Annotated in this window: 24 protein-coding genes; 10 read left to right on the top strand and 14 right to left on the bottom strand. The window is 66.8% G+C overall.

The features are described from left to right. Nucleotides 1-99: 99 nt before the first annotated feature. Nucleotides 100-1,320, top strand: a complete 1,221-nt coding sequence (locus QM841_RS36570; protein ID WP_283335760.1) for a cytochrome P450 — start codon at nt 100-102, stop codon at nt 1,318-1,320. Nucleotides 1,321-1,333: 13 nt separating this feature from the next. Here the strand turns inward: QM841_RS36570 and QM841_RS36565 are convergent, their stop codons facing one another. Then, the gene (locus QM841_RS36565; protein WP_283335759.1) at nt 1,334-2,014 is read right to left on the bottom strand and encodes a class I SAM-dependent methyltransferase; all 681 of its coding nucleotides are present in this window, start codon (nt 2,012-2,014) and stop codon (nt 1,334-1,336) included. Between the two features lie 323 nt (nt 2,015-2,337). On the opposite strand from QM841_RS36565, the gene QM841_RS36560 reads away from it, so the two are divergent. Beyond that, complete coding sequence (locus QM841_RS36560; protein ID WP_283335758.1) at nt 2,338-3,684, top strand: MFS transporter; 1,347 nt, start codon at nt 2,338-2,340, stop codon at nt 3,682-3,684. Here QM841_RS36560 and QM841_RS36555 read toward each other — a convergent pair. Next, nucleotides 3,630-4,250 (bottom strand): TetR/AcrR family transcriptional regulator, encoded by a 621-nt coding sequence (locus QM841_RS36555; protein ID WP_283335757.1) that lies wholly within the window; start codon nt 4,248-4,250, stop codon nt 3,630-3,632. The genes QM841_RS36560 and QM841_RS36555 overlap by 55 nt on opposite strands. A 119-nt stretch (nt 4,251-4,369) precedes the next feature. Between QM841_RS36555 and QM841_RS36550 the strand changes: the two genes are divergently transcribed. Genes QM841_RS36550 through QM841_RS36530 form a run of 5 tightly spaced genes read left to right on the top strand, consistent with a single transcriptional unit; the run spans nt 4,370 to nt 8,996 of the window. After that, a complete protein-coding gene (locus QM841_RS36550) occupies nt 4,370-5,920 on the top strand; it encodes an acyl-CoA synthetase (protein ID WP_283335756.1) in 1,551 nt (516 codons plus the stop codon). A 14-nt stretch (nt 5,921-5,934) separates the two neighbouring features. Further along, nucleotides 5,935-7,119, top strand: a complete 1,185-nt coding sequence (locus tag QM841_RS36545) for an acyl-CoA dehydrogenase family protein (protein WP_283335755.1) — start codon at nt 5,935-5,937, stop codon at nt 7,117-7,119. Next, complete coding sequence (locus QM841_RS36540) at nt 7,116-7,454, top strand: YidH family protein (RefSeq protein ID WP_283335754.1); 339 nt, start codon at nt 7,116-7,118, stop codon at nt 7,452-7,454. The genes QM841_RS36545 and QM841_RS36540 overlap by 4 nt, the downstream gene beginning before the upstream one ends. Further along, complete coding sequence (locus tag QM841_RS36535) at nt 7,451-7,759, top strand: DUF202 domain-containing protein (protein WP_283335753.1); 309 nt, start codon at nt 7,451-7,453, stop codon at nt 7,757-7,759. The genes QM841_RS36540 and QM841_RS36535 overlap by 4 nt, the downstream gene beginning before the upstream one ends. A 49-nt stretch (nt 7,760-7,808) precedes the next feature. Further along, nucleotides 7,809-8,996, top strand: coding sequence for a serine hydrolase domain-containing protein (locus tag QM841_RS36530; protein ID WP_283335752.1), 1,188 nt, complete (start codon nt 7,809-7,811; stop codon nt 8,994-8,996). A gap of 82 nt (nt 8,997-9,078) precedes the next feature. Here QM841_RS36530 and QM841_RS36525 read toward each other — a convergent pair whose 3' ends face one another. The 12 genes from QM841_RS36525 to QM841_RS36470 all read right to left on the bottom strand — a co-directional run bounded on the left by QM841_RS36525 (nt 9,079) and on the right by QM841_RS36470 (nt 19,137). Continuing rightward, a complete protein-coding gene (locus QM841_RS36525; RefSeq protein ID WP_283335751.1) occupies nt 9,079-9,537 on the bottom strand; it encodes a nitroreductase family deazaflavin-dependent oxidoreductase in 459 nt (152 codons plus the stop codon). Nucleotides 9,538-9,708: 171 nt separating this feature from the next. Next, nucleotides 9,709-10,551, bottom strand: coding sequence for a metallophosphoesterase family protein (locus QM841_RS36520; protein WP_283335749.1), 843 nt, complete (start codon nt 10,549-10,551; stop codon nt 9,709-9,711). Between the two features lie 32 nt (nt 10,552-10,583). Continuing rightward, on the bottom strand, nt 10,584-11,477 hold the full coding sequence (locus QM841_RS36515; protein ID WP_283335748.1) for a carbohydrate ABC transporter permease: 894 nt from the start codon (nt 11,475-11,477) through the stop codon (nt 10,584-10,586). 8 nt (nt 11,478-11,485) lie between these two features. Beyond that, nucleotides 11,486-12,439 (bottom strand): carbohydrate ABC transporter permease, encoded by a 954-nt coding sequence (locus QM841_RS36510; protein WP_283335747.1) that lies wholly within the window; start codon nt 12,437-12,439, stop codon nt 11,486-11,488. After that, entirely contained in the window at nt 12,439-13,302 is an 864-nt protein-coding gene (locus QM841_RS36505; protein ID WP_283335746.1) for a phosphodiesterase, read from the bottom strand. Before QM841_RS36505 ends, QM841_RS36510 begins: the two co-directional genes overlap by 1 nt. 25 nt (nt 13,303-13,327) lie before the next feature. Next, nucleotides 13,328-14,077, bottom strand: a complete 750-nt coding sequence (locus tag QM841_RS36500; RefSeq protein ID WP_283335745.1) for a tyrosine-protein phosphatase — start codon at nt 14,075-14,077, stop codon at nt 13,328-13,330. Between the two features lie 30 nt (nt 14,078-14,107). After that, nucleotides 14,108-15,466: an extracellular solute-binding protein gene (locus tag QM841_RS36495; protein WP_283335744.1), complete on the bottom strand. Its 1,359-nt coding sequence runs from the start codon at nt 15,464-15,466 to the stop codon at nt 14,108-14,110. After that, a complete protein-coding gene (locus QM841_RS36490; RefSeq protein ID WP_283335743.1) occupies nt 15,466-16,635 on the bottom strand; it encodes an ABC transporter ATP-binding protein in 1,170 nt (389 codons plus the stop codon). Before QM841_RS36490 ends, QM841_RS36495 begins: the two co-directional genes overlap by 1 nt. A 148-nt stretch (nt 16,636-16,783) precedes the next feature. After that, complete coding sequence (locus tag QM841_RS36485) at nt 16,784-17,653, bottom strand: MurR/RpiR family transcriptional regulator (protein WP_283335742.1); 870 nt, start codon at nt 17,651-17,653, stop codon at nt 16,784-16,786. Nucleotides 17,654-17,774: 121 nt separating this feature from the next. After that, the gene (locus QM841_RS36480; RefSeq protein WP_283335741.1) at nt 17,775-18,080 is read right to left on the bottom strand and encodes a hypothetical protein; all 306 of its coding nucleotides are present in this window, start codon (nt 18,078-18,080) and stop codon (nt 17,775-17,777) included. Between the two features lie 118 nt (nt 18,081-18,198). Then, nucleotides 18,199-18,423 (bottom strand): anti-sigma factor family protein, encoded by a 225-nt coding sequence (locus tag QM841_RS36475; protein WP_105414927.1) that lies wholly within the window; start codon nt 18,421-18,423, stop codon nt 18,199-18,201. Nucleotides 18,424-18,435: 12 nt separating this feature from the next. Beyond that, nucleotides 18,436-19,137: an RNA polymerase sigma factor gene (locus tag QM841_RS36470; protein WP_283335740.1), complete on the bottom strand. Its 702-nt coding sequence runs from the start codon at nt 19,135-19,137 to the stop codon at nt 18,436-18,438. 200 nt (nt 19,138-19,337) lie between these two features. On the opposite strand from QM841_RS36470, the gene QM841_RS36465 reads away from it, so the two are divergent. From QM841_RS36465 to QM841_RS36455, 3 genes are all read left to right on the top strand, one after another. Beyond that, a complete protein-coding gene (locus QM841_RS36465) occupies nt 19,338-19,505 on the top strand; it encodes a hypothetical protein (RefSeq protein ID WP_009476923.1) in 168 nt (55 codons plus the stop codon). A gap of 63 nt (nt 19,506-19,568) precedes the next feature. Beyond that, a complete protein-coding gene (locus QM841_RS36460; protein ID WP_105414745.1) occupies nt 19,569-20,009 on the top strand; it encodes a helix-turn-helix transcriptional regulator in 441 nt (146 codons plus the stop codon). Nucleotides 20,010-20,022: 13 nt separating this feature from the next. After that, on the top strand, nt 20,023-20,436 hold the full coding sequence (locus QM841_RS36455) for a VOC family protein (protein WP_005260756.1): 414 nt from the start codon (nt 20,023-20,025) through the stop codon (nt 20,434-20,436). Nucleotides 20,437-20,479: the final 43 nt, after the last annotated feature.

Genomic DNA, 20,479 nt, shown 5'->3' with positions numbered 1-20,479 from the left:
CTATGATCATAGCTGTTGACCTGCGGTGATGCCTCATCAGCGTAACCATGGCTTCCCCAGTAGGGTCGCAGTATCGATACGACCGACCGAGGGGGACCGGTGACGGGTTCTGCGTCCGAAAAAATCATCTCGCCCGCATCACGGGCGTTCTGGGACCGCAGTTTCGCGGGTCGTCGCGCGATGTTCGAGGAGCTTCGTCAGCGATCGCCGATCGAGTTCCACACGGAAACAGCCGGTCCGGGCTTCTGGTCGGTCGTCGGATACGACGACGTGGTGGCGGTCAGCCGGAACCCGGAGGTCTTCTCCTCGGCCAAGGGCTTCACCATCGACGACGTCCCGGTCGAGATCCTCGAGTTCGCCATGTCGATGATCGCCATGGACGATCCCCGTCACCGGCGTCTGCGGGGCATCGTGCAATCGGCGTTCACCGCGGCGTCGGTGCGGGGCATCGCCGAGCGGGTGCGCGGCTACGCTGCGCAGATCGCCGCGGACCTTCCCCGAGATGCCGAGTTCGACTTCGTCCCCGACGTAGCGACCCGGTTGCCGGTGCAGGTGATCTGCGAGTTGATCGGGATCCCGGAGAGCGACCGGCCGATGATCCTGGCCGCGGCGGCCGACGTCGTTGCCGGAGGTGGTGATCAGGAGTTCGTCACCGCACCCGGCGGCGCGGCCGGCCTGGGCCAGATCTACGGGTATGCCCTCGAGCTGGGTGAGAGACGCAAGACGGATCCCGGTGAGGATCTGACGTCCCGGCTGGTGTCGACGATGGTCGACGGCGAGGCCCTCACACCGACCGAGTTCGGTTCGTTCGTCATCCTGCTGATCACGGCGGGTTTCGAGACCACCCGGCAAGCGTTGGCCTGGGCGCTGCATCTGCTCACCGAGCACCCCGATCAGAGAGAATTGCTGCTCGCCGATTTCGCCGGCCACATCGACAACACGATCGACGAGGTGATCCGCTTCGCCTCCCCGGTGCCCTACATGCGGCGCACCGCGACCGTCGACACCGAGCTCGGCGGCGCCCACATCGCGGCGGGGGACAAGGTCGTCATGTGGTACGTGTCCGCGAACCACGACGAACGCATCTTCGACGGTCCGGGCCGGTTCGACATCACCCGGGCGAACGCCGGTAAGCACCTCGGTTTCGGTGCGAAAGACATCCACCACTGCCTGGGTATGAACCTCGCACGGCTGGAGCTGCGCGTCATGCTCGAAGAACTTTTCATCGCCCACCCCGCACTCCACGCGGTGGGCGAACCGGAACTGCTGCTCTCCGCGTTCATCAGCGGCATCGCCGCACTGCCGGCCCGGAACACGTGACGGACGGTGAGGTTCACGCGGGCCGACGACCGGAAATCATGACGAGTGGCATCTCGGTGATGCGGGAGACGTGCTCGTCGACGAGATCGAGTCGGCTCGCGAGGTCACGCGCCTCGTCGAGGCTGATGGAGCGACCGGCGATCCAGGTGTGGAAGATCGCGAGATTGATGCTGCCGAGGACGCGCGGCGCCTTGTAGTTCTCCACGAACTTTTCGGCGTCCTCGAAACTCGTGCTGCGGTCCGCATCGGTGATCAGCAGGGGGCCACCCGGTTTGAGGACGCGCACGCACTCGGCGAGTCCGGCCTCGCGCGACGACCAGTGCTTGATGGAGCCGTAGCTGATCACACCGTCGAAGGTCTGGTCGGGGAAGTCGAGCCGCGTGGCGTCGCCGACGTCGAACCGGACCCGGTCGCCGTAGTGACGCATGCGTTTGGTGGCGCGCTTGATCTGGGCTTCCGACAGATCGAGGCCGAGAATGTGCACGTCGGGGCGCTGGTCGGCGATGTAGTTCGTGAACAGTGCCCCGCCCGATCCGACATCCAGAATGCGGGCGTTCGGTGGGAGATGCGGCAGAAAGTACTCGTCGATGACGTGGCGTGAGCGGTAGACGGCCGGGGCCACGATGGTCTCGTACATCCAGGCGTGCGCCGGCGTGTAGATCGCGGTGATGGGGTCGAACGGTGCCATCGGCATGGTCGCGCTCCTCGTTGATATCCCGTGGTTCCCACGGCCTCGAACCCGCGCAGGTCGACTTCCGGTTGTCGATTCGAGATTAACGGGTGTGCGGTCGGTTTTTGCACGATCACCGGGTGCGTGAGGAGGCTGATCAGTGGTGATCACGGGGTCGGTCCCGGTGCAGTCCTCTCCTGCGAGCGTGAATCCGGAAAACGCGTCACTATTTCGGACCTCGAAAATCCAAACATAGACACAGCGTCCATTTATGGATACTGTCGCCAGCATTGGCTCCTGTGATGCGGACCACACGCATCGCAGGGTGACTCGTCGAGAGGACGCAGATGGCACTGGACGTCTCCACCACACGCACGCTGACGGCCGGCCGGCGGACCCGGGGGAAGAACCTGAGTCTGCTCACGGCCTCGACCGCGATGGACAACGCCGAGAACAGCATCACCACGGCGTTGTTCCCATTGATGCGAGAGGCGTTGGGGCTCTCGTCGTCGGCGCTCGGCGTCATCGTGGCGGTGTCCAAGGCGGTGGGAATCTTCGCCGCGGTTCCGTGGGTGTTCCTGGCCAAACGGTTCTCGCGGCGGGCGGTGCTTGCGACGTGCTCGGGCTTCTGGGGTGTGTGGGTGATCCTGGCGGGCCTGTCGAGCAGTTTCACCCAGTTCGTCATCCTGTACGGCATCGCGGCTGCGGGCTTCGCGGGCGCCGGGCCCATCGCTCTCGAGATCATGGGCGATCTCTACGACGACAGACGGCGCGGCCGGGCCACCGGGATGCTGTACGGCGGCGTCGCCATCATCACCGGCGTGAGCGCCCCGCTGTTCGGTCAGCTGTCGGGGTTCGACGACGGCTGGCGGTACGGCTACGTCCTCTCCGGCTGTATGTGCATTCTGATCGGTGTTCTCGTCGTCGTGTTTCTCGACGACACACGCCCCGGCGGGGGCGAGAACAGGGCCGGCGACGCAGCGGTGAAAGCGGAAAAGAAGGCTCAGAACGTCGTCGCCGGTGTGCGGGAGCTGCTGCGCATCAAAACCTTCCGTTACATCCTGGTGCAACGGCTGTTCTCGGGGCAGAACGTGATCATGAGTTTCGGCGTCGTGTTCCTGGTGGAGGAGCGGGGATTCTCGACGGCCACCGCAGCGATCGTCGCTACGCCGTTCGCGATCGGGTACCTGCTCGGAACCGTGGTCGGCGGCCGCCTCAACGACGCCGTGCACCGCCGGTGGCCCGCGAGTGGGCGGGTGATGATGCTGCAGGCCAGTCAGTTGGCCTTCGCGGCAGCGGTATTCGTCGAGCTGCAGATGCCGACGTCGTCGATCGGATTCTTCGTCGCGATCTTCGCGGTGGTCGGGTTCCTGCAAGGGCAGGTACCGGTGGTCAACCGTCCACTGATCATGGCGGTGGTGCGCCCGGAACAACGGGCCCTGGCCTTCGCGGTGTCACTGTCGACGGTGGAGGCGCTCGCGTACGCGGGATATGCGCTGCTGGTCGGCTATCTGGGCGATGCGATCGGGTTGCAGGGGGCGCTCCTGCTCGTGACCGTGGCGCTCACCGTCGTCAACGGGCTGTGTTCCGGTCTGCTGTACCGGCCGTACGCACGAGACAGCGCCACGGTGCGCGACTCTCAGGTGGTGTCGTCGTCCGACGAGGGTGAGCCGTCGAAGCCGGATGCCCAGTAGCGCCCGCGCAGCGACAGCTCCAGCAACATTTCGGTGACGGCTTCCGGGGTGAGCGGTGGTGGATCGGATTCGAGCCACCACTGCAGCACGGCCACCTGCTCGCCCACCCACGCCCGCGACAGCACTTCCATGTCGATGCGGGGTGTGACCCCGTTGGCGGCGGATCGGGCCGAGAAGATCTGGGCGGCAAGGGCGGTGCGTTCGTCGACGAATCGGCGCAGTGCGCGCCCGTCGCCCTCGCCGCGCAGTACGACGCGGTAGGCGTCGCGTTCCTCGGCGGCGTGCCGGAACATTTCGAGCACCGGTTTGCCGGTGAACCCCACCGAGGAGTCGGACACGAGGGGCCGCAACCGCTCCTTCAGGTCCTCGCCGAGGTCGGCGACGATCTGGCCGAGCAGTTCGTCCTTGTCCGTGTAGTGCGTGTAGAACGTCGCGCGGCCGACGTCGGCACGTTCGGTGACGTCTTCCACGGTGACTGCGGAATATCCCCGTTCGAGCGCGAGCGAGACGAGTGCGTCGCGCAGCAGTCGCTTGGTGCGGCGCACACGCCGGTCTTCGGTGGCCACGGTGACTTCCGCCCTTCGTCTCACGCCTGCAGTTCCGTCAGCATAGTGCACCCTTGACATCGCGCCCGATGCTGGACAGTATGTCCAGTAATGATCAACACGTCGATCTTGGAGACTGTATGAATCTCGGTACCTACCTCACCCGGAGTGCGAAATTCCGGCCGGACAGCGAGGCCGTGGTGTGCGGCGACAGTCGCCTGACCTACCGGGAACTCGACGACTCGACCAACCGTCTCGCCTCCGCGCTGATGCGCACCGGCCTCGGAATCGGCGACGCGGTGGCCACTTTCGCCGGCAACTGCGGAGAACTCGTCGTGACCGAGATGGCCGTGTGCAAGGCCGGATTCGTGCGCGTGCCCGTCAACGCGCGCCTGGGAGCCGACGAACTCGGCCACGTCCTGCGCGACGCGAACGTCACGACGCTGTTCGTCGACGCCGCGCACGCCGACGTCGCGTTGAAGGTCGTCGCAGATCTGGGCTGCGACATCGCCGTCTACGACTACGGGAACAGCGCACCCGGCGCGGACCGATACGCCGATCTCCTCGCCGACGGACTCGGCGATCCCGTCGCCGCCGACCTCCCCGAAGACGCGCCCGCCGTCCTCAACTACACCTCCGGATCCACCGGAAAACTCAAGGCCGCCGTGCAGACCTACGGAAACCGACTCGCCAACATGCGCAAACGCTTGATGAGCCCGACGGGCGCGCCCACCGAGACGGACCGGTACCTGGCCCCGGGACCGATCACCCACGCCTCCGGGATGATGATGCTCGGCGTGCTCGCCCGCGGCGGCGCGGTCGTCGTCCTGCCTGCCTTCGACACCGAGTTGTTCCTCCGCACCATCGAGAAGGAACGCATCACCACCACCTTCGTCGTTCCGACGATGCTCAACATGCTGATGGACCATCCCGCCGCGAACGACGTCGACCTGTCGAGCCTGCGGTGCGTCGGCGTGGGCGGCGCCCCGGTCTCACCGCAACGGCTACGCGACGCCGTCGCGATGTTCGGCCCCGTCATCATGCAGGGATACGGTCTCGGGGAAACCACGAGTGGTATCACCGTGCTCACCTGCGACGACGTCGTGCGAGGGGTCGAATCCGATCCGGAACTGCTGATGTCCTGCGGGCGACCGGTATTCGACACCGAGGTTCGCGTGGTGGACGACGCAGGCAACGAACTGCCGGCCGGCGGGATCGGCGAGATCGTCGCGCGCGGCCCCGACTGTGTGCGCGAGTACTGGCACGAACCGGATCTCAGCGCCGAGACGTTCGTCGACGGCTGGGTGCACACCGGGGATGTCGGGTACTTCCGCCACGACGGATACCTGTTCATCGTCGACCGCAAGAAGGACATGATCATCTCGGGCGGCTTCAACATCTACTGCAGCGAGGTGGAAGCCGCGCTGTACGAGCACCCGGCCGTGTCCGGTACGTGCGTCGTCGGTGTCCCCGACGAGAAGTGGGGCGAGGCAGTCAAAGCCGTCGTGGTCACACGGACCCCGGTCACCGAGGACGAGCTGATCGAGCACTGCGCCGAACGCCTCGCGCGCATGAAGAAGCCCCGCTCGATCGACTTCGTCGACAGCCTCCCCGTCAACCGCAACGGCAAGATCGACCGCAAGTCGGTGCGCGAATCCTACTGGGCGCAGGCCGCCCGCCACGTCAACTGAAAGCGGAGCCGTCGATGACCTTCACCCTGAACCCCACCCACGACCACAACCCTCGCCTGCACGACCTCGTCGCCCGGCTGCGTGACTATCTGGACGGCGAACTCGCCGACTACGAACGCGAACTCGGCCTCACCTCCGAGAGCGTGTACACCCGCGAGACGCTCGAGCCGGTGTGGCGACGCAGCCGCGAACTCGGCTTCTACGGTGTCAGCCTGCCCGCGGACCTCGGCGGCGCGGGACTGTCGTTCACCGAACTCGCAGCCCTGAAGGAAGAAGTGGGCGCCTCACCGCGGGTGCTGTCGACCTCGGTGCTCGGGGACATGGGCGGACCGCTGCGGGTGGGCAGCATCTTCCAGTACGCCACCGAGTACCAGATCGAGAAGTACCTGCTCCCCGTCACGCGCGGCGAGCGCGCGTGCTGCTTCTCGCTCACGGAGAACGACGCGGGCTCCGACGTGCGCGGCATGCTCACCACCGCCACCCCGGACGGCGACGGGTGGCGCCTGACCGGCCACAAGGTGTTCTCCACCGCCGGACCGTTCGCGGACTTCTCCATCCTCATCGCGAAAATGGCAGACGACGGCGATGACGGCCCGCGTTACTCCGCGTTCCTCGTCGACCTGGACACCCCGGGATGCACGGTGCAGCAGGGCGAGACCCCGATGTCGGGCCAGCACATCGAGGCCGACATCGTTCTCGACGACTGCTATGTCGGACCGGAACAGTTGCTCGGAGAGGTGGGGCAGGGGCTGAAGATCGGGCTCGGACGCGTCACGGTCAACCGGCTCCTGCACTGCCCGACGGCGCTGGGCGGTGCACGCCGAGCCCTGGAGTTGTCCCTCGACTACGCCCGCACCAGGCAGGTGCACGGCGCGCCGCTCGGCATGCTGCAGAGCATCCAGCACCGCCTCGCGGACATGGCCACCGACTTCTACGCGGCCCGGTCGATGACCTACGACGCACTCGCCGCGCTCGACCGGGGCGAGCGGCCGCGGACCGAGGCCTTCATGTGCAAGCTGTTCGTGGCGGAGAAGGCGTTCGCGATCGCCGACGCCGCCGTGCAGATCCACGGCAAGTCGGGCGTGGTCCGCGGCAGCGAGGTGGAATCGCTGTTCCAGCGTCTGCGGATGTTCCGGATCCTCACCGGGTCCTCCGAGATCCAGAAGAACGGCATCGCCCGATTCCTTCTGCTCCCGTGAGCGCCGACACGGAGACGGAGCCCGACTACCGGTTCACGCTCGCCAACGAGCGGACCTTCCTGGCCTGGATCCGCACCGCGCTCGCACTCCTGGCGGGAGGGGTCGCGGTCAGCCAGTTTCCCCTCCCGCGTGGCAGGTCCGCGTTCCACGACGCGCTCGGTGCGGTCTGCATCCTGCTGGCCGCCCTCGTCGCGGTCGGTGCGCTGCTGCGATGGCGGTCGGTGCAGTCCGCGATGCGCGGCGGCGTGCCGCTGCCGGCATCGCGTCTGGCTCCGGCCGTGGTCGCCGGTGTGTGTCTCGCCGCCGCGCTCGGCGTCGTCTGGGCGGCGACGTGACCGCGCCGGCACCGGCGCTGCAGGCCGAACGCACGGTGCTGGCGTGGCGCCGCACGCTACCGGCGGTCTGCCTGTGCCTCGCCGCACTCGTGCGAGCCGCGCTCGTGCACCCGCACCTCGCCCACGTCGGTGCGGTGGCCGGAGTCTGCGTCGCTGCCGCGGCGGTGGGAGCAGGCGCGGTGGCGCGGCACCGCCGATACCGTCGGCGCCCCGAGGACCCCCGCCCGCTCGGTCTTCTGATACCCGCCGCCGTCAGCCTCGGCGTTCTCGCGACGGCAGGCGCCGCCCTTGCCGCGCTGGCCTGAAACTCGATGTTCCCCGGCCCGTATCCCGATCCGACAGAGGAGATCCCCTGTGCCGCAATTGCCACTCGCAGAACTGAAATGGACGCTCGGATTCACCGACCCGGCGCAGGTCCGGCGGCAGGCGACGGCCGTCGGCGAGACCGGCCCCACGCGTCGAGTCTGGCGCGGCGACGGTCCGCGCCGGGAACTGCCGGAGCGATTGCAGGACCTCTCACGGCTCGCCGTGGAGACCGGAGGCGGGGGAGCGAGCACCCTGTACCAGCTCCTCGTCGACTCGCATTCGGACGGGATGATCGTGCTGCACCGCGGCGCGGTCGTCTACGAGCAGTACCTGCACGGCCTCCGCCGTCAGGACCTGCACCTGACCGCGTCGATGGCCAAGGCGTTCATCGGCCTGCTCGCCGGGATGCTCGAGGACCGGGGACTGTTCACGCGGGACGATCAGGTCTCCACATACGTTCCAGAGTTGGCGGGAACGGCGTTCGGTGACGCCACCATTCGTCATCTGCTCGACATGACGACACAGGTGGCCTACGGGGGACGAAAGTTCCATCGTGAGGTCGAGGCACACCGGTGGTGGGCAGTCGTGGCCCCCGGGATGCGGCCCGACGGATACGACGGGCCGACGACCCTGCTCGACCGATTGAAAACGGCCCGCGCGACCGGCCCGTACGGCGAGGTCTTCCACTACGAGAACGGCAGCTGCGAGGCGATGGGCGCCCTGATCAGCCGCGTCACCGGTGCGACCGTCTCGGACCTGATGAGCGAGTTGATCTGGTCGAAGATCGGAGCCGACGAGGACGCCCGGTACATCCTCGACGCCGCCGGCGTCGAAACCGCCTGCGGAGGCTACGCGGCCACCCTCCGGGACATCGCCAAGGTGGGGGAGATGCTTCGCTGCGGCGGCGCTCTCGGCGACCGGCAGATCGTGCCGGAGTCGGTGGTGCGTGCGATCAGCACCGTCAACGAGGGAGCCACCGCTTCGGTGCGGTTGCCGCGAGCATCGGCGAATTCGCCTGCCACGATGAGCTACCGGGACTACTGGTGGATCCTCAACGACCCGTTCGACTCCTTCATGGCGAGTGGAATCCACGGCCAGCGGTTGTTCGTCTCCCGCGAACTCGACCTCGTCGTCGCACATTTCGGATCGCAGATCATCTCACCGTGCGTGGCGACACCACCGTTCCCGGCGGTGTTCACCCGGATCGGGTCGGAGGTGTCGATGGTGGGTGTCTGATGTCGCGTCGAGCGCCTGCGAGGACGTCCTCCACAACTCCCGCTGACGGATCGCTCACCTGACGGACGCGCAGCGGGGCAATTTACCGCGCGGTGAGTCGGATGACGGGGTATTCCCGGTCGGATTTGCTCTGGTACTTCGCGATACGGGGCTGGGCGGCGGCGATGCGCTGCCAGGCCCGCTCCCGCTCGGCTCCGTCGAGCTGCTGCGGAATCACCGGCGTGGCGTCGTGGCCGGGCAATTCGATCGACGCCTTGTCGGGGTGCGCCATCAGATTGGCGTGCCAGTCCGGGTTCTGACTGCCGCCACCCGACGCGACCACCAGTCGGGCATCGTCACCGTCGTCGAACCACGCCACCGGCGATTGCCGCGGCTGTCCGCTGCGACGACCCACGGTGTTCAGGATCAGCACGTCCATGCCCATGAACTGGCCGTGGCCGCGTCGGATCTTGCGGTTCATGCGGGCGTTCATCTTTCGCTGCATCCACCGCGAGAACGCGCCGGGGGTTCCGGGTTTGCGCTTGCCTGGGTTGTTCGTCATCTGCTCTCTCCCATCGGTCACTTCGCCTCGCGACATCCACCACTGAGCCGCCGGCTACGGCTCTCGGCAATGACGCTAGTGCGGCCCGGTGGTCGGCGCTTCTCGATTCCTGATCGGTTCGGTCACCGGTGACGATGATCAATCCGGGATCGCGACTGCCGCCACTCGACGTCAGCCGACTGTGCTGTGTCCCAGTGCGTCGATGGCCGCGGTCACCTCGGGCACGGCGGCAATCGTGACGTCTTCGAGGTCCGGCACGGATCGGTAGCTCGCGCGCACGGCCTCTCCGGTGCAGTCGTACTCGACGATGCCGAGTTGGTGGAGCGGCCCGGGCAGGGATTCGCCCTCGCCGGCCACGAACCCGGTTGACGGTGCCCAGACCTCGCGCACCCCGTCGCGGACGGTCTGCCGGTAGCAGTGCAGGTGCCCACTGCCGACGGCAGCGAGTGACATCTTCCCGAGAGCTGTGAGCAACCGGGTACGGGATTCCCCGATGTCGACGGCGTGCCCGACCGGCTCGTCCAGCACAGTCCAGATCGGCTTGTGCAGGAATACGATCACCCGCTGCGAGTCGGGGACGTCCGCGGCCACGTCTTCGATCCAGGCCCACTGCGCGGTTTCCCGGTCGAGACCTGAACCGAAGAGCTCGCTGTTCAGTCCGAGCACCGTCCAGTCGTCGACGTCGTGGCGCCAGTGATCGGGACCCCACACCTCCTCGAAAGCGGCGACCCGCTCATCGGTCACGCCGATTCCCTTCCACGGCGCAGAGCCCGGCTCACCGACGTCGTGGTTGCCGGGCACGACGAGCACCGGAGCGGCGAACCGCTGCATCAGTTCGTGGGCGTACGCACGGTCGTCCGCATCATCGGGGTGGATGATCACGATGTCGCCGGAGTGCACGATCAGATCTGGACGGACCTGATGGTTCACGTAGGCGACGACGCGTTCGAAGTTCTGCTGTGTGCGCCCGCCGCGGGCGGACAGGTGCGTGTCGCTGATCTGGACGATCTTCATCGGAGTTCCTTCGGGTTGTGTTCGGCTGACGGTTATTTGAGGCCAGAGCGGACGAATGCGTCGCGCACGTAGCGCTGGAGGAACAGGTAGATCAGGAAGATGGGGAGGCAGGCGAGGCCGGACGCGGCCATCACAGCGCCCCAGTTGTTGCCTTCCGCGCCGAGGAAACCGCGAATTCCGATCTGGACGACCGCATTCGACTGGCGCATGATCAGTGACGGCCAGAGGTACTCGTTCCATGCCGAGATGAACAACATGATACCCAGTGCCGCGAGTGCCGGTCTCATGTTGGGCAGCACCACCTTCCACAGGGTGGCCCACGAGTTCTGGCCATCGATCTGGGAGGCATCGAGCAACTCTCGCGGAAACGCCTCCATGTGCTGGCGCATCAGCAGAACACCGAACGCCGAACACAGATTCGGGATCACGATCCCGGCAACGGTATTCAGCAGACCCATCTGTGAGATGAGAAGGTAGTTCGGAATCATGGTGACCTGGAAGGGCACCAGCCACGATCCCACGAACAGCAGAAACAACACCTGCTTCCCGAAGAAGGACCACCGCGCGAACGCGTAGGCGGCCAGGATCGCAACCAGAAGCTGGCTGACGGACATCGCCAACGCCATGACGAACGTGTTGACGAGCATCGACGCCATCGGAATGGTCTCCCACACGTAGCGGAAGTTGTCCAGACTGAACGGAGAGGGCACGGGGCTGACGGACAGGGAGTCCTCGGGACGGCGGAACGCGGTGGCGAACATCCAGTACACCGGGAAGATACTGAACACAGTGACGGCAGCGAGAACCACGTGCCCGGTCGCCACCCGGCTGCTGGAACGGGTGGCGCCCGGGGCGTCGCCGGGATCGCGGGTCGGGGCAGCGGCGGTGGACGATCGGGCCGGCGCATCGACGAGTGCAAATGCCATGGGGTGTCCTAGTTGTCGTAGAAGCTCAGCCGGTCCGACACACGAACGAACACGACTGCGATCAATCCGAAGCCCAGGAAGAACAGGGTTCCCGCAGCAGCCGACAGTCCTGCGTCGAAATTCTGGAATCCGAACTGGTAGAGCAGGTAGTAGATGTTGGTGGAGGCACCGCTCGGACCTCCCTGCGTGACGATGTCGATGATCGGGTACGCCCACTGCGCCCCCAGAAGAATCGTCATGAGGCCGAGGAACACGAGCGTCGGGGACAGCAGCGGCAGGGTGATCTTGCGGGTGATGGTCGCTTGCGACGCGCCGTCGAGGGCCGCCGCCGACGCGTAGTCGGGATTGATTCCGGCCAGTCCGGCGGAGATGACGAGCACACCGAAGCCGAGCATCTGCCACCCGACGATCAGCACGACACCGAGCATCGCGAGGCCGGGTTCTCGAAAGACGTTGCCCAACTCGAACCCCAGGGTTGCGGCCACCCGGGGAATCGTGCCGCCCTCGGGATTGAACAGCCACCGCCAGATCGCGCTGCCGGCCACCGGGGTGATGAGGAACGGGACGAAGATCAGGGCCTGGTAGAGCGTCTTCCACCGTCCGGCGACCCGGTTCGACAGCAGCGCGACGACCATCGGCAGCAGCAACGAGAACACCATGAACGCGAGGACGTACACAATCGTGTTCCGCAGTGCCTGATGGAGCTCGGGCAGTGACAGTACGCGAACGTAGTTGTCCATTCCCACCGGAACCTTCGGGCTGGTGGGCACCATGTTCCACTTGTAGAACGACAGGCCGATGGTCTCCCCGAGCGGTTTGTAGATCCACACGATCAGCAGAACGACGGCGGGCAGGAGATACAGGTACGGCGCGAGACCGCGTCGTACCCGCCCGGCCCGCGACGGAACCGTCGGTGTCTCGGCGTGGCCGGCGGGGGTTGCGGCTGGAACTTCGACGAACATCAGACGCCGGGCGCCGTGAGCTGCTCGATCGACTGCCGAATATCGTCCGCAGTCATTTCGTACACGGCGGGGGACACGTCGAGGGGGACGACCGTGTGCAGGACACGGTCGCGGTAGACGTGCACCATGTTGAAACCCTGCGCGCCGTCCTGACCGCGGATGCTGCCCTCGTCGACGAGCAGATCCTGGGTGTAGCAGGTGGCCGATGCCACCGACACCGGGATGCCCGCGAACGTGCACGTCGTGGAGTAGTGCAGGTGTCCGGCGAGGATTCCGCGGACGTCGGTGCCCGCGAGCACCGTCTCGAGCCGGTGCTGTTCCTTCAGCTCCACCGACTCGATGGCGTCGAGCAGGCCCGGCACCGGCGGATGGTGCAGGGCGAGCAGGGTGCCGTGCGGTGCCGGTTCGGCCAGGACGTCCGTCAGCCAGGTCAGCTGTTCGTCGCTGATCAGGCCGTGATGGAATCCCGGAACCGTGCTGTCCAGCAGGATGATCCGCAATCCGTTGACATCGACGACCGCGTCGACCGAGTCCTGGGTGGGTTCGGTGTCGAGCAGGCCGCTCCGGAAGGCGGGCCGGGCGTCGTGGTTGCCCATCACCCAGATCACCTTTGCGCCGAGGCGCTCCGCGGCGGGCTCGACGATCCGGCGCAGGCGCACGTACGCCTCGGGCTCGCCCTTGTCGGCGAGGTCGCCGGTGAACACGATGGCCTCGGGTCGTCTGCCGGCCTTCTCGAGCCGCTCGAACAGCCGGGAGAGGTTGGCGTCGCTGTCGACGCAGTCGTGGAGCAGGGCGCCATCGGTCACGAAGTGGGTGTCGCTCACATGCAGGATGTAATGGTCGGGTTCCCCGTACTGGGACATGAGGTCTCTCCTGTGGAAGTGGGTGTCAGGCGACGAGTGCGCCGCGCAGGTCGTCGAGTTCACGTTCGGTCATGCCGTGGCCGAGGAGGTAGTCGCGGACGCCGCCGTGCGCGGCTGCGATGGAGTCGAGGGTCGTGCGCATCAGCACGGCCGGGCTGGCGCCGACCAGGTGATCGACGTCCACGCCGTCGGGAAGGCCGCGGCCGCGCATCTTCTCGGCCATGCCGAGCGCCCAGTCGCCGGCCAGCAGGACCTCGGACATCGCGTAGTCGGCGACGATGTCCCGTTGATCGACACCCACCGCCGCGAGGGTGAGAGCGACGACCAGTCCGGTGCGATCCTTTCCCGCGGTGCAGTGCACGACGGTCGGGTCGTCGCCCGAGGCGGCGATGGCGCGGACGGCGCGGGTCAAACGATGTCCGTAGTTCTCGACCATGTCGCGGTAGACGACCGCGAGGTCGAAGTTCGCACCGTCGAGGTCGATCTCGCCCTCGTACACCGGCAGGTGTTCCACCCGGTGTCCGACGCCGTCGAGTGCGCTCGGGCTGTCGTCGAGCTCCTGCTGTTCGCGGAGGTCGATGACGAGAGCGAGTCTCCGCTTCCGGAGCAGGTCGCGGGCCGGCTGGTCGAGCTGGTGAAGCGCGTCCGACCGGAACAGTTTGTTCCACTTGGTGGTCCCCGTATCAGTCGGGAACCCGCCCAGGTCGCGGAAGTTGTAGGTGCCGGTCAGATTCAGGCGTCGATGATTCGTCGACGCAGGCAGAGTGCTGGTCATTGTGTCGGTGTCTCGTTCTGTCGGAGGTGGTTACTGAATGAGTTCCTGCACGCGCTGCTGCGCCGCCTGCATGGTGGCGGCCGGATCCTTGCCGTAGTAGACCGCGTCCTCCACCGCCTGGCCGAGGATGTCGTCGGCCTGCACGTAACTGTTGCCGGGGTAGGATTTCCAGGCCTCGAGCGTGTCGAGCTGACCGAGATTGGGTGCCAGGAGGGGGTTGTTGTCGGCCCATTCCTTCAGCGATGCCGGATCCTCGGTGAGGGACGGGCGCAGGGGAAGGTAGCCGATCTTGCTGGAGATCTCGGTGTACGCATGGTCGCTCGTCATGAACTTGATGAACTCCCACGACGCGCGCTGCTTCGCCGGATCCTGGGAGAACGTGAACAGAGCGGATCCCGAGTTGGTGGGCACCGCGGCGTGACCCTCGAAGGCGGGCATCGGCGCGGCACGCAGGTCCCAGCCGCCAGTCGCCGCCGACTTCATGAACATCCCCTGCAGAGCCGACGTCTGCAGCTGAATCGCCACGTCGCCCTTCGCGAAACTCTCGTACTGGGTGGTCGAGTCGAGGTTGGCGAGGACGCCGTCGTCGTACATCTGCCGCAACGCGGTCACCGCCGACACCGCATCGGGCTCGCCGAATTCGATGGTCTTGCGGTCTTGTGACAGCACATCGCCGCCTGCCGAGCGGAACAGCGCCTGCATGCACCAGTTGCCGCCCTTGACCGAGCACGACACGGACAGCGCCGGCTTGCCCGTCGCCGCGGTCACGGCTTTGGCGGCAGCCGCCACCTTCGGCCACGTCGACAGGTCGGCGTCGGCGGGCAGCCCGGCCTTCGTGAGCGCGGTCGCGTTGTAGAAGAGGGTGGGTGTGGAGAACACGTACGGGATGCCGTACGTTTCGCCGTCCCAGTCGCCGAGGGTCGCGGCCCGCGGGTGGAACGGATGCTCTCCACTGAACGTCGCGTCCACGGCCTCGGCTCCGAACAGTCCGTCGAGCGACTGGGCGCCGAGTTCGTTGACGGCGAAATCGAGGGTGTCGAAGGTCAATTGGGCCACATCGGGGGGCGAGCCGGCGAGCATCTGCGTCTGCACACTACTCGCGGTTCCGGCGCCGGCCGTGCCGCTGCCCTGCGGCGGCTGGGCCTTCACGTGGATGTTCGGGTGCTGCGTCTCGAAGTCGGCGACGAGGCCGTTGATCGTGTCCGACCAGAGCCCGGCCTGCTGGAGGTTGTACGACTCGAAGACGATGTCGACCTGCTGGTCGGGAGACAGTTCCGGGACCGGTGCGCCGGTGCCCGAGGCGCCCGGCGCGGCTCCGCCGGTGGCACAGCCGGTCAGAGCGGCGGCCACGGCCGCCACTACGACGACAATAAATGTCGGTCTACGCATCACGCTGCTCCTGTTGCGGAAAGTGTTTCGGGAGAGTGGTCCACAGCCGTGGGGGCCGCGGAGTCGGAGTCGGTGAGTTCCGGGACGTCGACCCATTCCAGGCGGCGTCCGGTCGCGCGGTCGAAGAGGTGCACGTGGGCGGGATCCGCGGTCAGGGCGGCGGATCGATGGGCGCGCAGTGCAATCGGTCGCGGTGCGCGCACGCAGACCGTGGCACCCCCGACCTCGCAGTACGCGACCTGCTCGCTGCCGAGATTCTCGACGGACGTGACGTCGACCGACAGCCGTACCCCGGGATGATCCACAGGGTCGGCGACGCGGAGATGCTCCGGCCGGATGCCCAGGACGACGTCGCGGCCGTCGGTCTGTCCACGCCACAGCGGTGCGGTCACGCCCTCGGCGGACGCGACAACAGTGCCGTCGACGGTGCGGACGCGTGCGTCGAGCAGGTTCATCGCGGGACTGCCGAGGAAACCTGCGACGAACACGGACGCCGGCCGGTCGTAGACGTCCTCGGGTGTTCCGACCTGTTCGAGTGCGCCGTTGTTCAGCAGCGCGATCCGCGTCGCCATCGTCATCGCCTCGACCTGATCGTGGGTGACGTACACGAATGTGGCGCGGAGGCGACGATGGAGGTCGGTGAGCTCGCGCCTCGTCGCGGTCCTGAGCTTCGCATCGAGGTTGGACAGCGGCTCGTCCATCAGGAACGCCTTCGGATCACGCACGATCGCGCGCCCGACTGCAACGCGCTGCCGCTGGCCACCGGACAGTTCCTTCGGCTTTCGGTCGAGCAGGTGCGCGATGTCGAGTTGCCGGGCGACGGCATCGACGCGCTCCGCTGCCTCCGACTTACGCATCTTTTTGACACGCAACGGAAACGCGAGGTTCTTCGCGACGCTGAGGTGCGGGTAGAGCGCGTAGCTCTGGAAAACCATCGCGACGTCCCGGCGGCGGGAGGGCGCCGCGGTGATGTCGTCGTCGTCGAGCAGGATCCGTCCGCTGGTCGGCGCGAGCAGCCCCGCGAGCATCCTCAGCAGCGTGGTCTTTCCGCATCCGCTGGGCCCGAGGAGGACCAGGAAGTCGCCGTCCCGGATGTCGAGGTCGATGTTGTCGACGGCGGTGAAATCTGCGAACTTTCGACTCAGATTCTCGATCCGAATCCTGCCCATTGGCCTCTCCCGATGAAATGACGTTACCCAATCTCGGCGAGACGGGGAATTTCGTTACATCGGTAGTTAGCCAGGGTCAGGTTAATGGCGGGCTAATGGCGATCCAATCAGCGGTGATGCTTCGCGCAACGGCTGTAGCACGATGCCATCACGGATAGATCAGCGGCACAATCTGTTTGAACGTCTCTGCCGCTGCCTCGGCCGAGTCGCCCCGCGCCCGGCAGACAGCGATCTGCAGGCTGATGAGGAACGCGAGCTGCACCACCGTGGCCGATGCGCCCAGTCCACCCCACGGTCCCGTACCGCCGCCGATGACCAGTCCGATGTCGGATTTCTCCACGAGAGTCGAACGGGCGTAGCTGGTGACGCCGATGACCGTGGCCCCCGCTGCCCGCGCGGCCTCGACCGGACGCAGGGTGACCGAGTTCAACCCGCTGTCGCTCACCGCGAGGCACACGTCACGGGAGGTCAGGCGCCCGGCAGTCAATTGCTGGATCACGGCGTCGGTCGGCGCCTCGGCGTGGCGGCCGTTCAGAATGAACCGCACGGCCACGGCAGCCGCCGACGGTCCGGACGCTCCGTTGCCGACAACGAGCACCCGCTCCGCCTCCGCGAGCGCCGTCACCGCCCGCTCGAACGAGTCTTCGTCGAGCGGTGCCAGGGCGCCGGCGAGATCCGTCGCCAGCTCGGCGAACACAGCCCGCACCAGTCCGGTGCCGTTCTCTTCGTGGGCGGGTGTTCCCCCCGATCCGGTATCGGCCGACCCCAGATCCCGTAGCAGCAACATCCGTAAGTGCTGGAACCCCTTGAAACCCAGATTCTGGCACGCACGAATCACGGTGGCAGTCGATGTCTCTGCGTGTTCCGCGACATCGGCCGCCGACCACCACGCAACATCCTGTGGACGCTCCACACACACGTCCGCCACCCGACGCTCGCTCGGAGCCAGCTTGGGTGCGACGGCCCGGATGGCTGAGAGGGTGGCTCCTACGGGCGGATCGATCGACGACGCAGTCATGAGCCTTGAATAACACACAGCGGTGAACGAAGGGCGACAGCAGCCCCGCCGATTGCCGACCGGCGGAGGTGCCGAGCCGAGGGTGTGGCGAAAGATGCTGCCCCTCAGTTGGTATGCAAACTCAGTTGATTGGGACGTTCCAGATGATCGGGACCTGATCGGTGGGCATGTTCTCCGCCCGGCGTTCCTGCCGCTGGTCGCGCTGCCGATCGCGGGTCCGATCGTCGTTGCCGCCGGGGATGTCGCGGCCGGTGTCAGGGGCGGCCACTGCGGCGACCGGGTGTTCCGCGGCCGGCGCGACCGCGCCTGCGACACCGACGGGAAGGACGCCGAATGCGGCTGCAGCCACCACCACGGTCACGATCCGCTTCCGCAGCGAGCCGCGGTGGGTGCGTCGGTCGTCTTGGTGCGAATGTGTGGCGTTCATGGTCTGAATTCCTGTCCGAGTGCGCGAACCCAACGTTCACGGCTACTTGAACGGTGTCTGCGAGGGCGCGAAACGTTACACCCTGCCGGAGATTATTTTTGCGGCGAGTTTCCCGCCGTCAACGCCACTCGCGGAACGCGGCGAGCAGGCGGTCCCGCAACGCCGGATCGAGCTCGTCCGGGGGGAGCGCGCCGAGGGTGTGCACCGTCTGCTCGATCTGTTCGAGATAGGTGGCGCATCCCGGGCATTCGCCCAGATGGGTTTCGAATCGGACCCTGGCGTCGGGATCCATGTCATTCTCGAGGTAGGCCGTGACGAGTTCGACGAGGTCCTGGCAGTCCATGTCTTCCATGTCTCACGCTCCCGTTCCAAGATAATCCTCGAGGGCCTGGCGCACGTGCGCGCGACCCCGGTGCAGCAGCACCCGCTGGTTCGCCGGGGTGATCGAGAGCATCGCGGACACTTCCTCGGCGTCGTAGCCGAGGACGTCACGCAGAACGACCACGATCCGCTGGCGGTCGGGTAGGTGCTCGAGTTCGCGGCCGGCGACGTCGAGTACCTCCGCACCGAGGACCGACCCCTCGGGGGTCTCCGGCCAGCTGGTCGGCGGAGTCGCCCAGTGGTGTGGATCCTCCGGGGAGGATGCGGGCAGGAACCGGGACGGGTCCACGGCGGCGCTGCCCGTGTAGGCGGCCAGCGCGGCGTCGACATCGTGCCGGTCCCGCACTCCCCGTTTCTTGGCGATGTTGACGAGTATCCGGAACAACCAGGTACGGAGGGTGGAGCGGCCTTCGAATCTGTCGATGCCCTGGAGGACGGCGATCCAGGTTTCCTGGACGACGTCTTCCGCGACCTCGGCGCTGGCCACGTATCCCCGCGCCACGCGCAGCATCATCGGTGTGTGCAGGTCGACCAGTTCGGCGAACGCCGACTCGTCGCGTGCCCGTAGAGAGTCGACGACGCAGTGCTCGTGCGAGGTATCGATCTCGGTCATCCGCTCCTCCTCGGTGATCGAGGTGCTCCGGAAGCGTGGCCGCGTGAGACGGCCGGACGCCATCCAACATTACTGATCTCGGGGGCAGCCGTCGATGACGCTGCCCGATCTCGTGGTGGTAGGGCCGAACGGCCCTGTCTCGGCTTCGCGGTGCGGGGAAGACTCGGTGCGGAGGGGTGGCGGGCCGCGGCGATGCGGTAACGGTCGCGGCGGCCCGGGTGCCCAGACAACGACTGGACCTGGCAATCCAGGGAGGGCGACGCATGGACTTTCGGCGGACTCCGCTGGCGCGGTCGGAGAATTACTGGGAGCAGCTGGGTTCAGTGGAAGCTCGGCACCTGGACGGTGCCGAGCGGGACCGGCTGCCGGCCCCGGACGAACAGGTCTCGCTCGTCGACCACTGCCGAGGCGCAACACCCGACCCGGCGTGAGGAGCGTGAGCGCGGGGCGAGTGACGCTAGGCAACTCCGGTTCGACGTGGCACGATCTCGTTTGTGACGAGCAGTACCGCTGAGAACCAGCGCTTACGCGACCTCGCGCTGCTGCGCCGCGTCCGCGACCGGATCGATCGGGAGCACGCGCAGCCGCTGGACGTCGAGTCGCTCGCCCGTGGCGTGAACATGTCGGCCGGGCACCTCAGCCGTCAGTTCCGGCTCGCGTACGGCGAGTCTCCGTATTCGTACCTGATGACGCGGCGCATCGAGCGGGCGATGGCGCTGCTGCGTCGCGGCGACCTCAGCGTGACCGAGGTGTGTTTCGCGGTCGGCTGCTCGTCGCTGGGCACCTTCAGCACGCGTTTCACCGAGCTGACCGGGGTCCCGCCCAGCACCTACCGGCGCCAGCAGGCGGACGCGACGGCGGGCATTCCGTCGTGCGTGGCGAAACAGGTCACCAGACCGATCAGGAATCGAGAAGCGCAGGTCGCTGATTCGTAATTATCGTGATCCCATGGACATCACAATTCACCAGACCTACCTCCCGCAGGACGACCCGGACGCCGCGTTGGCCTTCTATCGCGACACTCTCGGCTTCGAGGTCCGCAACGACGTCGGATACAACGGGATGCGCTGGATCACGGTCGGCCCGGCCGACCAGCCCGGCACGTCCATCGTTCTGCATCCGCCGGCCGCCGACCCCGGTATCACCGACGACGAGCGCCGCACCATCACCGAGATGATGGCCAAGGGCACCTACGCAGCCATCAACCTGGCCACCAGGAACCTCGACGGCGTCTTCGAGAAGCTGCAGGCCAGCGACTCCGCGGAGGTCGTTCAGGAGCCGACCGAGCAGCCGTACGGGGTTCGCGACTGCGCCTTCCGCGATCCCGCGGGCAACATGGTTCGTATCCAGGAACTGCGCTGATCGACGCCGACGGAGACCGCGAAGGCGGCTCCGCCTAACAGAG

This window comes from Rhodococcus sp. IEGM 1307, assembly GCF_030056915.1.
In the GTDB taxonomy this organism is placed as follows: Bacteria; Actinomycetota; Actinomycetes; order Mycobacteriales; family Mycobacteriaceae; genus Rhodococcus_F; species Rhodococcus_F opacus_D.
The sequence above is the reverse complement of the archived record's forward strand: the minus strand, read 5'-3'. Positions and strand labels throughout refer to the sequence as shown.

Excerpts from the sequence above, each read along its gene's own strand:
- QM841_RS36545 (WP_283335755.1), top strand. The coding sequence starts at position 5,935 with ATGACCTTCACCCTGAACCCCACCCACGACCACAACCCTCGCCTGCAC.
- QM841_RS36470 (WP_283335740.1), bottom strand. The coding sequence starts at position 19,137 with ATGGCGTCCGGCCGTCTCACGCGGCCACGCTTCCGGAGCACCTCGATC.
- QM841_RS36455 (WP_005260756.1), top strand. The coding sequence starts at position 20,023 with ATGGACATCACAATTCACCAGACCTACCTCCCGCAGGACGACCCGGAC.
- QM841_RS36465 (WP_009476923.1), top strand. The coding sequence starts at position 19,338 with ATGGACTTTCGGCGGACTCCGCTGGCGCGGTCGGAGAATTACTGGGAG.
- QM841_RS36515 (WP_283335748.1), bottom strand. The coding sequence starts at position 11,477 with ATGGCATTTGCACTCGTCGATGCGCCGGCCCGATCGTCCACCGCCGCT.
- QM841_RS36475 (WP_105414927.1), bottom strand. The coding sequence starts at position 18,423 with ATGGACTGCCAGGACCTCGTCGAACTCGTCACGGCCTACCTCGAGAAT.
- QM841_RS36505 (WP_283335746.1), bottom strand. The coding sequence starts at position 13,302 with ATGTCCCAGTACGGGGAACCCGACCATTACATCCTGCATGTGAGCGAC.
- QM841_RS36525 (WP_283335751.1), bottom strand. The coding sequence starts at position 9,537 with ATGACGAACAACCCAGGCAAGCGCAAACCCGGAACCCCCGGCGCGTTC.
- QM841_RS36500 (WP_283335745.1), bottom strand. The coding sequence starts at position 14,077 with ATGACCAGCACTCTGCCTGCGTCGACGAATCATCGACGCCTGAATCTG.
- QM841_RS36480 (WP_283335741.1), bottom strand. The coding sequence starts at position 18,080 with ATGAACGCCACACATTCGCACCAAGACGACCGACGCACCCACCGCGGC.
- QM841_RS36550 (WP_283335756.1), top strand. The coding sequence starts at position 4,370 with ATGAATCTCGGTACCTACCTCACCCGGAGTGCGAAATTCCGGCCGGAC.
- QM841_RS36495 (WP_283335744.1), bottom strand. The coding sequence starts at position 15,466 with ATGCGTAGACCGACATTTATTGTCGTCGTAGTGGCGGCCGTGGCCGCC.
- QM841_RS36520 (WP_283335749.1), bottom strand. The coding sequence starts at position 10,551 with ATGAAGATCGTCCAGATCAGCGACACGCACCTGTCCGCCCGCGGCGGG.
- QM841_RS36560 (WP_283335758.1), top strand. The coding sequence starts at position 2,338 with ATGGCACTGGACGTCTCCACCACACGCACGCTGACGGCCGGCCGGCGG.
- QM841_RS36565 (WP_283335759.1), bottom strand. The coding sequence starts at position 2,014 with ATGCCGATGGCACCGTTCGACCCCATCACCGCGATCTACACGCCGGCG.
- QM841_RS36510 (WP_283335747.1), bottom strand. The coding sequence starts at position 12,439 with ATGTTCGTCGAAGTTCCAGCCGCAACCCCCGCCGGCCACGCCGAGACA.
- QM841_RS36490 (WP_283335743.1), bottom strand. The coding sequence starts at position 16,635 with ATGGGCAGGATTCGGATCGAGAATCTGAGTCGAAAGTTCGCAGATTTC.
- QM841_RS36485 (WP_283335742.1), bottom strand. The coding sequence starts at position 17,653 with ATGACTGCGTCGTCGATCGATCCGCCCGTAGGAGCCACCCTCTCAGCC.